The 11,903-nt window shown below is 69.0% G+C and carries 4 protein-coding genes, 1 tRNA gene and 5 pseudogenes; 5 read left to right on the top strand and 5 right to left on the bottom strand.

All coding sequences use genetic code 11. From position 1 onward, the window contains the following. Window positions 1–1,524, bottom strand: a pseudogene (locus G6N53_RS29600) (DEAD/DEAH box helicase); the annotation flags it as partial. A gap of 288 nt (window positions 1,525–1,812) precedes the next feature. Between G6N53_RS29600 and G6N53_RS29595 the strand changes: the two are divergent. The 3 genes and pseudogenes from G6N53_RS29595 (at window position 1,813) to topA (ending at window position 5,682) form a co-directional block, all read left to right on the top strand. Continuing rightward, complete coding sequence (locus tag G6N53_RS29595) at window positions 1,813–2,001, top strand: cold-shock protein (protein WP_163895258.1); 189 nt, start codon at window positions 1,813–1,815, stop codon at window positions 1,999–2,001. 138 nt (window positions 2,002–2,139) lie between these two features. Next, window positions 2,140–2,727 (top strand): annotated as a pseudogene (locus G6N53_RS29590) (hypothetical protein). Window positions 2,728–2,860: 133 nt separating this feature from the next. After that, a pseudogene (gene topA, locus G6N53_RS30680) lies at window positions 2,861–5,682 on the top strand (type I DNA topoisomerase). Window positions 5,683–5,696: 14 nt separating this feature from the next. On the opposite strand, the pseudogene G6N53_RS29580 reads toward topA, so the two are convergent. Continuing rightward, window positions 5,697–7,279: pseudogene (locus G6N53_RS29580) on the bottom strand (adenylate/guanylate cyclase domain-containing protein). A gap of 82 nt (window positions 7,280–7,361) precedes the next feature. Here G6N53_RS29580 and G6N53_RS29575 point away from each other — a divergent pair. Together G6N53_RS29575 and G6N53_RS29570 are read left to right on the top strand one after the other, a co-directional pair. Then, window positions 7,362–8,609 (top strand): DNA polymerase III subunit delta', encoded by a 1,248-nt coding sequence (locus G6N53_RS29575; protein WP_237166679.1) that lies wholly within the window; start codon window positions 7,362–7,364, stop codon window positions 8,607–8,609. 49 nt (window positions 8,610–8,658) lie between these two features. Next, window positions 8,659–8,734: transfer RNA gene (locus G6N53_RS29570), tRNA-Thr, on the top strand. Here G6N53_RS29570 and G6N53_RS29565 read toward each other — a convergent pair. The 3 genes and pseudogenes from G6N53_RS29565 to galE form a co-directional block, all read right to left on the bottom strand. Continuing rightward, on the bottom strand, window positions 8,687–9,118 hold the full coding sequence (locus G6N53_RS29565; protein ID WP_205390499.1) for a carboxymuconolactone decarboxylase family protein: 432 nt from the start codon (window positions 9,116–9,118) through the stop codon (window positions 8,687–8,689). The two genes, G6N53_RS29570 and G6N53_RS29565, sit on opposite strands and share 48 nt — an antisense overlap. Window positions 9,119–9,136: 18 nt before the next feature. Beyond that, a pseudogene (locus tag G6N53_RS29560) lies at window positions 9,137–10,897 on the bottom strand (hypothetical protein). Next, window positions 10,894–11,874 (bottom strand): UDP-glucose 4-epimerase GalE, encoded by a 981-nt coding sequence (gene galE / locus G6N53_RS29555; RefSeq protein ID WP_163895256.1) that lies wholly within the window; start codon window positions 11,872–11,874, stop codon window positions 10,894–10,896. Before galE ends, G6N53_RS29560 begins: the two are co-directional and overlap by 4 nt. Window positions 11,875–11,903 lie beyond the last annotated feature (29 nt).

The raw sequence follows: 11,903 nt of genomic DNA, 5'->3' as shown, positions 1-11,903 counted from the left end.
TATGGACCCTCGGATGTCCACGGCCGGATGCGGATCAACCCCGGGGGTGGGGAAGTAGCCGCTGGGCCGGCGGCGCAGCAGGCCGTCGTCGACGAGGTCGCCGGCCACCGCCTCTGCGTTCCACATCCGCACCTCCGAATCCGTCAGCGGCTGCTCGGTGGCAGCGCAGAGGAGCTGGGGCCCAAGGACATAGGGGTTCTCCGGGTCGATCACGACGCGTTCGATGGGCTTGTCGAGCAGGGCCGCGGGGTGGTGTACCAGGTAGGTGTCGAGCGGGTCGTCGCGGGCGATCATCACCACCAGTGCCCCTGGCCGCCGTCCGCCCCTACCGGCCTGCTGCCAGAACGACGCGACAGTGCCGGGAAACCGGCGAGCACCACTGCATCGAGGCCCGCGATGTCCACCCCAGCTCCAGCGCGTTCGTCGTCGCCACACCGCGCAGTTCGCCGTCGGCCAGCGCGCGCTCCAGCCCGCGCCGGTCCTCGGCGAGGTATCCGGCCCGGTAGGAGGCCACTTGATCGGCCACATCCCCGTCTCGGCGAAACGCGCCGGGCCTGAGCGCGGTGAGTTCGGCGCCGGCGAGCGCACGAACGTCAGCATGCGCGCCCTCGGCGACCAGGTCCGCCATCACGCGTGCCGCCTCGGCACCGGCCGACCGACGCACCGGAGCGCCGTTCTCCCCCAACAGATCGTCCATCAGCGCCGGTTCCCACAGCGCGACCGTGCGCCCCCTGGGGCGACCGTCGTCGGTCACCTCCACCACCGTCTGCCCGATCAACTCCGAGGCGGTGATCGCGGGCTGCGCGGTCGTCGCACTGGCGAAGATCACCGTTGGCCCGGAAGAGTCAGTGCCTGTTGCCGGTAGCGGGCGCACAGCCGCAACAGCCGACGCAGCACCATCGCCACGTTGGATCCGAAAACGCCCCGGTAGTAATGACATTCGTCCACCACGAGGTAGTCGAGATTTCGCAGGAACACCGCCCAGCGGGCGTGGTTGCGCAGCATCGACAGGTGGATCATGTCGGGGTTGGAGAAGATCCACGGGACCGTTCCCTGGCGAAGCGCCGCACCTCGGCGGGACTGTCACCGTCATAGGGGGTCGGGGCGACATCGATGAGTCCGGGCACCGCGGAGGTGAGCGCGGCCACCGACCGCAACTGATCGTGCCCTAGCGCCTTGGTCGGCGACAGATACAGCGCCCGGGACCGCGGATTGTCGGTCAGCCGCGTCAGGATGGGCAGCTGGTAGGCCAGCGACTTGCCCGACGCGGTGCCCGTGCTCAGCACGATGGCGGCCGTCGCGCGCGAGTTCGGCCGCCGCCACCTGATGCGACCACGGGGTCACCACACCCCGATCGCGGAAAGCCTGCACCAGGTCCGGATCCGCCCAGTGCGGCCACGGTCGGGTCCGTGCCCGGCGCGGCGGCAGGTCGGCGACGTGGCGCAGCGGGTGCTCGTCGGCCGCCGTGCCGTCGACCGCGCAAGCCAGCAGCTCGCGGCCGAAATCCGACCCCGGATCCGTCACCTCGGCCCCTCCCGGATGTCGCCGAAATCCCCCCGCATGTGAATTGTTCACTACGTGATTCCTCCGTGACTGTCGCAGCAGCCCCGAACGTGATTGACTACTTGCGGTCGCAGCTTCTGTGTTCGTGTATTCACCTCGCAGGATCGTCGTTGCGGCCGCGGTTCCTGCGAGGGTTGTCGGGTCGAGTTCCGAGCACTCCACGAAGGTATGGCGGTCGGAACGGGCTACACCGGAAGTCGGTGGACCGCTCCCGGTAGAAGAGAAAGTACGAGAGATGCCACAGGAACTGTGAAGTGGTTCAACGCGGAGAAGGGCTTCGGCTTCATTGCTCCCGAAGACGGCTCTGCCGATGTGTTCGTCCACTACACGGAGATCCAGGGTAGCGGCTTCCGCACCCTGGAAGAGAATCAGAAGGTCGAGTTCGAGGTCGGTCAGAGCCCCAAGGGGCCGCAGGCCACCGGCGTTCGGGCCGTCTGAGCGAAGCGGACCAACCAAAACCTCCAATCACCCCCGCGTCCTCCGTCACGGAAGACGCGGGGTGCTGTCAGTGAGCCTGCGACCGGGCCCCGGCCCGGCAACACCTCCGGACGCTCGGGCTGCCCTAGTGTCACTTCTGTGAGCCAGCTGTCCTTCTTCTCGGCGGAGTCGGTGCCACCGGCCATCGCCGACCTGACGGGATCCTGGCTGCGCCCGGGCAGGTGGTGCTGGTCGGAGGCGGCCCGCAGCGGGGTGCCCGGTTGTCGGTGGTGGTGGACGAGTTGTGGCGGGCGCAAGCGCTGGCCGAGATGATCGTCGAGGCCGGATTGGAGGCGGAGATCGCCCGCACCGATGAGGACACCCCGCTGGTTCGGACGGCGGTGGACAACCGCTTGGTCGAGATCGCCGTGGACTGGACGAGGGGGGCGGTGAAGACGGTGCCACCGCAGTGGCTACCGGGGCCACGGGAGCTGCGGGCGTGGACGCTGGCGGCGGGGACCCCCGATTCGGATCGATATCTGCTCGGTTTGGACCCGCACGCGCCGGAAACGCATTCGCCGCTCGCGTCGGCGATGATGAGGGTGGATTGCGCCGACGCTGATCGGCACCCGCGGGACGCATCCGGCATTGCGGATCAGCGGGCGCCGTCGGCTATCGCGCCTGGTAGAGAATGTAGGGGAACCACCCGACAACGCCGAGGCGTTGTCGCAGTGGCCGCGGACGTAGCCGCCTTCGGGCACGCGGGGGGACAGGGGCCAGTTTGCGTCGGCAGGCCGAGGGTGCGAAATTGTCACTTGCCGCGGCGGTCGCACATGTATGCGATGCTCGCGTGCAAACGGAGAAGTGGAGCTAGTCAAAGGTGGCTGACGAGGACCGCAGCAGCGGGCGCAATGGTGCTGTTCGACGACTTGTCATTGTCGAGTCGCCTACAAAGGCGCGCAAAATAGCCGGCTACCTGGGGTCCAACTACGTCGTCGAGTCGTCCCGCGGGCACATCCGCGACCTGCCCCGGGCCGCCGCCGACGTCCCTGCCAAGTACAAGTCCGAGCCGTGGGCGCGCCTCGGGGTCAACGTCGACGCCGACTTCGAGCCGCTCTACATCGTCAGCCCGGACAAGAAGAGCACCGTCGCCGAGCTGAAGGATCTGCTCAAGAACGTCGACGAGCTCTACCTCGCCACCGACGGTGACCGGGAGGGCGAGGCCATCGCCTGGCACCTCCTGGAAACGCTGAAACCGCGCATCCCGGTCAAGAGGATGGTGTTCCACGAGATCACCGAGCCGGCGATCCGCGCCGCGGCCGAGGATCCCCGGGACCTGGACAACGACCTGGTGGACGCGCAGGAGACCCGGCGCATCCTCGACCGGCTGTACGGCTACGAGGTCAGCCCGGTGCTGTGGAAGAAGGTGGCGCCGAAGCTGTCGGCCGGGCGGGTCCAGTCCGTCGCGACCCGCATCATCGTGCAGCGCGAACGCGAACGGATGGCGTTCCGCAGCGCCGGCTACTGGGACGTCACCGCCGAACTGGACGCCAGCGTTTCCGATGCCGCCGCATCTCCTCCCAGGTTCACCGCCAAGCTCAACACAGTCGACGGCCGGCGGGTGGCCAGTGGCCGCGACTTCGACTCCCTCGGGGCGGTCAAAGCCCGACGAGGTGCTCGTTCTCGACGAGGCGGGTGCCGGCGCGCTGGCCCAGGGGCTGCGCGGCGCGCAGCTGGCCGTGTCGTCGGTCGAACAGAAGCCCTACACCCGGCGGCCCTACGCGCCGTTCATGACCTCGACGCTGCAGCAGGAGGCCGGCCGCAAGCTGCGCTTCTCCTCGGAACGCACCATGAGCATCGCGCAGCGGCTCTACGAAAACGGCTACATCACCTACATGCGTACCGACTCGACGACGCTGTCGCAGTCGGCCATTGATGCCGCCCGCAACCAGGCCAGGCAGCTCTACGGCGAGGAGTACGTGCACCCGTCGCCGCGGCAGTACACCCGCAAGGTCAAGAACGCCCAGGAGGCCCACGAGGCCATCCGCCCTGCCGGCGATGTGTTCCAGACGCCGGGCCAGTTGCACGCTTCGCTCGACACCGACGAGTTCCGGCTCTACGAGCTCATCTGGCAGCGCACCGTCGCCTCGCAGATGGCCGACGCCCGCGGCACCACGCTGTCGCTGCGCATCGCCGGCGCCGCCAGCTCGGGCGAGCAGGTCGTGTTCAATGCCAGCGGCCGCACCATCACGTTCGCGGGCTTCCTGAAGGCCTATGTGGAGAGCCTCGACGATCAGGCCGGCGGTGAGGCCGACGATGCCGAGCAGGCTGCCCAACCTCACCCAGGGCCAGCGGGTCGACGCCAAGGACCTGACCGCCGACGGGCACACCACCAGTCCGCCGGCCCGCTACACCGAGGCCTCGCTGATCAAGACGCTGGAAGACTTCGGCATCGGTCGCCCGTCGACCTACTCGTCGATCATCAAAACCATCCAGGACCGCGGCTACGTGCACAAGAAGGGCAGTGCGCTGGTCCCGTCGTGGGTGGCGTTCGCGGTCATCGGACTGCTCGAGCAGCACTTCGCTCGCCTGGTGGACTACGACTTCACCGCCGCGATGGAAGATGAGCTCGACGAGATCGCATCCGGAAACGAGCGAAGGTCCAACTGGCTCAACAACTTCTACTTCGGTGGTGACCACGGCGTCGAGGGCTCGATCGCCCGCGCGGGTGGTCTCAAGAAGCTCGTCGGTGGCAATCTCGAAGAGATCGACGCCCGGCTGGTCAACTCCATCAAGCTCTTCGACGACGCCGAGGGACGCGCGGTCAACGTCCGAGTCGGGCGCAACGGGCCGTATCTCGAGCGGATGATCGCCGATCCGGACAACCCCGGCGAGCTCAAGCCGCAGCGGGCCAACCTCAAGGACGAGCTGACGCCCGACGAGCTGACCCTGGAGCTGGCCGAAAAGGCTTTCGCCACACCGCAAGAGGGCCGATCGCTGGGCGTCGATCCGGAGACCGGTCACGAGATCGTCGCCAAGGACGGGCGCTACGGCCCGTACGTCACCGAGGTATTGCCCGAACCGCCGGAGGACGACGACGGCTCCGCCGGAACCCCGGCGAAGAAGGGCAAGAAGCCGACCGGACCGAAGCCGCGTACCGGCTCGCTGCTGCGCACGATGGATCTGGAAACAGTGACCCTCGAGGACGCGCTGAAACTGCTGTCGTTGCCGCGGGTGGTCGGTGTCGACCCGGCCACCAACGAGGAGATCACCGCGCAGAACGGCCGATATGGGCCATACCTCAAGCGCGGCACCGACTCTCGTTCGCTGGCGACCGAAGAGCAGATGTTCACCATCACCCTCGACGAGGCGCTCAAGATCTATTCCGAGCCCAAGCGGCGCGGCAGGCAGGGCGTGGCCGCTCCGCCGCTGCGTGAGCTGGGCAACGACTCGGCCAGCGGCAACCCGATGGTGATCAAGGACGGCCGGTTCGGCCCGTATGTGACCGACGGGGAGACCAACGCGAGCCTGCGCAAGGGTGACGACGTGCTGTCGATCACCGACGAACGGGCCTCGGAGCTGCTCGCCGACCGCCGGGCCCGCGGCCCGGTGAAGAAGGCCGCGAAGAAGACCCCGGCCAAGAAGGCGGCCAAGAAAGCGCCCGCCAAAAAAGCGGCCAAAAAAGCCGCGAAGAAGAGCTAGCCGGACTCGTAGTACTAGCGGGAGGCGCTGGCGCCGTCGACCGACACCAGGTGTGCCGGCCGGGCGAGTTGGTCGGCGCGGTGCGGCCGCGCAACTCGACGATCTCGCCGACGTCCCAGCACAGCGCCTCGGAGTCCAGAGCGTCGCTGACCGCGATCGCCGATGCCAGCACGTGGCCCTTCTCGTGTTTCGCCAGCTCGGTCAGCCTCGCGGCTTCGTTGACCGGGTCGCCGATGACGGTGTACTCGAACCGGGCCTGGGCGCCGATGTGGCCGGCGATCGCCCGCCCCGCCGACACCCCGATGCCGAAGTCCGTTTCGCCGAGGACGTCGATGAGCTCGTCGTGCAGCTCGCGGGAGGCGGCCAGCGCCGCGCCTGAGGCGTCGGGATGCTCGATCGGGGCGCCGAAGATGGCCAGCGCCGCGTCGCCCTGGAACTTGTTGACGAAACCACCGTGGCGGTTGACGGTGTCGACGACCACCCGGAAGAAGTCGTTGAGCAGGCTGACGACGTCGGCGGCCGGGCGGGTGGCCGCCAGCTGGGTGGACCCGACCAGGTCGACGAAGAGCACGGCCACGTCGCGTTCCTGGCCGCCGAGTTCGGTGCCCCGTTCCAGCGCGCGGCGCGCGACGTCCTCGCCGACGTACCGGCCGAACAGATCCCGCAGCCGTTGCCGTTCGGCCAGGTCACGCACCATGTCATTGAACCCGGCCTGCAGCAGCCCGAGCTCGCTGGCGTCGTAGATCTGCATGTGGGCGTTGTAGTTGCCGCGTTGTACCTCACCCAGCGCCCAGCGCAGCTGACGCAGCGGGTCGGCGATCGACATCGCCACCAGCACGGTGCTCGACAGCCCGATCACCAGCGCCGCGATCGCCAGCAGAAGGATCGTCGTGGTCAGGCGTTCGGCGGGGGCGGTGAGGATGGCGAACTTGCTGGCCACCAGCGCGAGGACGATCGCCAGCACGGGCACCCCGGTGGACAGCACCCAGGTCAGCACCTGGCGCAGGATGACGCCCGGGGCGTGGAAACTCTCTGGAACCCCACCGCGCAGCGCTGCGACCGCCACCGGCCGCAGGACACGTTCGGACTGCAGGTACCCGATGATCGCGGTCGCCGTGGCGCCCAGGCCGGTGGCGACGGCCACCACAGGCGCGGATTTGCTGGCCACCGGCCAGCTGGCGACGATGAACACCACCGAGCCCAGCAGCCAGTTGGTGGCGCTGATCAGCGAGCGGTAGAACGGCATCTTCAGCGCCCGGATCCGGGCCACCGCGGTGTCAGCCGGGTCGCGGTCACCGAGCAGCATGTCGCGCCGCTGCCAGCGCATCACGGGGATGAGCATCCGCAGCGTCAGGTACGACGCGACGGTGAACGAGACGAACAGGTAGCCGAGGAAGATCGCCAGGTTGTAGGCGGGCAGATCCTGCAGTTGGATGCGGTCCTCGGGCGGCAGACCGAACCGCAGGAACCCGAGGACCAGCAGGGCGCCGATGATGTCGGCCTGCAGCATGCCCAGCGTGAACACCGGCCACGGGGTACGCGCGACCCAACGGACGAATGCGCTGATTCGTCCGATCTCGATCGGTTCGGCGGCCACCCGCTTACCGTATCGGGCGCAGCTGACCGTGACGGGGCGTCTGGGACGGACGTGTCGGTTCGCAGCATTACTGTTATCGGCGATGACAGGTGTTTTTTCGCGTCTTGTGGGCCAAGACGCAGTGGAGTCGGAGCTGATCGCGGCGGCGCGCGCCGCACGCGGTGATTCGGCTCACAGTGCCCCCGATGACGCCCCCGCTGATGCCCCCGGTGACGAGACGGACGCCGCAGCCGGCTCGATGACCCACGCGTGGCTGATCACCGGTCCACCCGGCTCGGGCCGCTCGGTGGCGGCGCTGTGTTTCGCCGCCGCGCTGCAGTGCACCTCCGGTGGCAGGCCCGGGTGCGGGGAGTGCCGGGCGTGCACGACCACGATGGCGGGCACCCACGCCGACGTGCGCCGGATCATCCCGGAAGGGCTGTCCATCGGTGTCGACGCGATGCGCAACATCGTGCAGATCGCCTCGCGGCGCCCGGGCACCGGCCGCTGGCAGATCGTGGTGGTCGAAGACGCCGACCGGCTCACCGAGGGCGCGGCCAACGCACTGCTGAAGGTCGTGGAGGAGCCGCCGCCGTCGACGGTGTTCCTGTTGTGCGCGCCGTCGGTGGACCCCGAGGACATCGCGATCACGCTGCGGTCGCGGTGCCGGCACATCGCCTTGGTCACCCCGCCGGTGGATGCGATCGCCCGGGTGCTGGTGGAGTCCGACGGGCTACCGGAGGCAGACGCCGCGTGGGCCGCATCGGTCAGCGGCGGCCATGTCGGGCGGGCCCGCCGGCTGGCCACCGACGGGCAGGCCCGGGAGCGCCGGCTGCGGGCGCTGAGCCTGGCCAGGACGCGGCCACCCGTCACGGGCGTACGCGGCCGCCGAGGAGCTGGTGGCCACCGCGGAGGCCGAGGCCAAGGCGCTGACCGGGGACCGCAACGAGTCCGAGGCGGAAGAGCTGCGCACGGCGCTGGGCGCCGGAGGCACCGGAAAGGGCACGGCCGGGACCATGCGCGGCGCCACCGGCGCGATCAGGACCTCGAGCGGCGCCAGAAGTCACGTCAGACCCGCGCATCGCGCGATGCGCTCGACCGGGCGCTGATCGACCTCGCCACGTACTTCCGCGACGCCCTGCTGGTGTCGTCGGGGGTGGCGACGGTGGCGCCCTACCATCCCGACATGGCCGAGAAGGTCGCCGCGATGGCCGCCCACGCGCCCCCGGACAAGCTGCTGCGCTGCATCGAGGCGGTGCTGGAATGCCGCGAGGCGCTGGCGGTGAACGTCAAACCGAAGTTCGCGGTCGACGCCATGGTCGGCACCGTCGGGCAGGCGCTGCGCGGCTGACTTGGGAGGCCGGCGGACCCTGCCGTAGACTCAGGCCGCCCGACGGCACGCCGCCTTAGCTCAGTCGGTAGAGCGTCTCACTCGTAATGAGAAGGTCGGGGGTTCGATTCCCCCAGGCGGCTCCACAGGCGCAGGGAGCTCATTCCCCTGCAGCACTTCCGGGCCACCTTGCACGCGGAGTTGGCTGCCGGGAACCCGGCGTAACCGCTGGAGTGGTAGATCACTTCGGCGATCTCGTCTTCGGTCAGCCCGTTGTTGCGGGCGATCTGGACGTGGAACTGCAGTTCATCGGTGGCGCGCAACGCGATCAGGATCCCCAGTGTCACCAGGCTGCGGTCGCGGCGGCTCAGGCCGTCACGGCCCCACAGCCGGCCGAACACGCTCTCGACGCCGATCTCGAGCAACTCGTCGCCGAACCCGCCGTCTCCGATGCTGTCGGCACCGTCGGGCAGGACGCCCGGCAACAACTCACGGAAAACGTGGTAACCCGTCGCACGCATATCGGTCATCGGGACAGCGTCGCATCGCTATCGGGGTGTCACAAAGCCGACCGGCCCCGAGGCCACACACACCGACAGCGCCGCGGTGACCGCCCGCACGGTGATGGCATCACCGGCGCCGGGCAGTCGCACGTACACCCGGTTGAGGCCGGGGCGGACCGGCACCTTGACCTCGTCGCCCTGCGACAGCGACAGCATCATCGATCCGTTGCTGTTGGCCAGATAGTTGATCTCGACGGTCCAGTCGGCCGGCAGCAGCGGCCCGTCCAGCGGCAGCTGCGCCGGAAGTCGGGTTGCACCAGATACCCGCACTGCGGCGCCGGGCCGGGTCGAATGGAGCGCAACTCACGTTCGCCTCGACGAGGCGGCCTTCGGCATCGAGCATGCGTAACTCGGTTGTGGCAGGCGAGAATTCGGGCCGGTCGTCGAGGAGTGCGAACATGTGGCTGGCCAAGTTCTCCGGCCACGCCACCCGTTGCAGCACCAGCGGGTCGACCTCCTGGTCGAGCATCGGCGCGTCCGAGGACGCGTGCGCCTGCGCCAGCGCGGTCCGGGCGTTCTGCAGATAAGACTGTGCGGGGTTGTTGCGCCAACTGGTCAGAAACGTCGCCGTCGAGTACAGCGAGCTGGCCGCGAAGGCCACCGCGAGCACGACCGCCGCGGCTGATCTGACAGCCGAGGCATCAAGCCATCCCGAGCGGGGCCGGTTGGGTGCGCACAGCCCGACGGCGGCCAGCAGCGCAAGCACGACGACGAGGTCGGGCAGGTAACGCAACGTCTGGGCCAACTCCAGCGCGGTGAAACGCGACGACCTCATCAGATAGATCGGCACCTGGCAGGCCACCGCGTACCCGAGGGCCGCCAGCCACACCGGTCCGAGCCGCTGCTTCCGGACCATCGTCACCGCGACCACACCGGCCAGCACCGCCCAGCCCAGGATCATCACCGTCGTCGCCGGGGTGGCCCACGGCGACGCCGGCGCCCACCGCTGCCAGTCCCACGGCCCACCGACCAGACCCGGCACGATGCCGTGGGTGACCGAGCGCCACAACAGATCCCACGTCATCGCCAGATCGAAACTCCAGCGTTGCTGGTCGACCACCAGCAGATAGACCCCGACCCAGGCGGCCGTCAGCGCCAGACACACCGTCCACAGCCGCACCCCCCGGTGCCAGACCTCCCGCACGGTGCCGGTGCCGGTGACGTAGCAGTAGAGCGCGGCCACGGTGAACGCGACGAACGGGATGATCGCCGACTTCTCGAAGAACAGCAGCCCGCCGAAGTACGCCAGCGCGCCGGTGAGCGCATAGCGCCGGCCACCGGTGCGCACCAGCAGGATCGCGTCCGCGCACACCCAGGCCAGCGCGGCCAGCATCGGCAGCGAGTTCAACGCCGCCGCCCACCACGCGAAGCCGGGCACGGCCAGCGGCGTGAACAACGCGAACATCAAGGGCGCCAACAACACCGGGCGCCAGCCCAGGATCACGTGCAATGCCCGCAGCAGCTCAACGACGCGAGCGCCGCCAGGATCAGCAGGCTGATCGCGGGACCCACCCAGTCCAGGGGGGACAGCCGGGTGATGGCACCGGCGACCAGGAAGGCCCCCGGCATGACGTGGCCGTCGTGGTCGTCGAAGAGATACTCCGGAGACAGCAGGCTCTGGGTGCCTGCGCGTCCGACCAGGATCAGGTCGTCCCAGTAGAAGTACCCGCCGAACGCCAGCACGGCCCGAACGACCAGGTGCAGTGCGATCAGCGCGAGCGCGGAGCGGGCGACCCAGGACCTCACGAGCGCGGGTAGGCGTCTCCGGCGCTCTGGCGGGCCTTCCACGCCGAGGCGACCATCTGCTCGAGCGAATGCCGCATCTGCCAACCGAGGTCCCGCGCGGCGAGATCACCGGCCGCCACGATCCGGGCCGGGTCACCCGGCCGACGGGGCAGGATCTGCGGTTCGAAGTCGACGCCGGTGACGGTCCGCACCGCGGTCATGATCTCCCTCACCGACGTGCCCGCGCCGCTGCCCAGGTTGTACACCGGCTCGACCGTCAGCCCGTCGTCGAGTCGTCGGGCCGCCGCCACATGAGCCGCGGCCAGGTCGCAGACGTGGATGTAGTCGCGCACGCAGGTGCCGTCGGGGGTCGGATAGTCGTCGCCGTTGATGCTCGGTGTCGCCCCGCGGTAGAGCATGTCGAACACTTTCGGGAACAGGTTGTGCGGGCTGGCGTCGAACAGCTGCTGCGAACCCGATCCGACGACGTTGAAGTACCGCAGGCTGGTGTGCCGCAGCCCGGTGGCGAGGCCGGCGTCGCGCAGCAGCCACTCACCGATCAGCTTTGTTTCCCCGTAGGGCGATTCGGGGGTTGTCGGGGTGGTCTCGTCGACGATCTCGACATCGGGCGTGCCGAAGGTCGCGGCGCTCGACGAGAACACGATCCGGTCCACCCCTGCGGCTTCCATCGCCTGCAGCAGGTTGACCGTGGTCGTCACGTTCTGCTCGTAGGTGTGTAGTGGACGCTTGACCGACTCGCCCGCGTACTTGTAGCCCGCGATGTGGATGACACCGCGGACCGCGAAGCGCTGCAGGGTGTCCTGGATCAGGTCCCGGTCGAGCAGGGTGCCGCGGACGAAGGTGGCCGACTCCGGGACGAACTGCTCGAATCCGGTGGACAGGTCGTCGATCACCACCACCGGGAGGACTGCCTCGAGCAGGGCGCGGACCACGTGGGAACCGATGTACCCAGCGCCGCCGGTCACCAGCCAGCCCATGTCGTCTCCTCTGCTCTCGGTCGCCGTCC

Origin of the sequence: Mycolicibacterium hippocampi (genome assembly GCF_010723735.1) — a bacterium.
In the GTDB taxonomy this organism is placed as follows: Bacteria; Actinomycetota; Actinomycetes; order Mycobacteriales; family Mycobacteriaceae; genus Mycobacterium; species Mycobacterium hippocampi.
The sequence above is the reverse complement of the archived record's forward strand: the minus strand, read 5'-3'. Positions and strand labels throughout refer to the sequence as shown.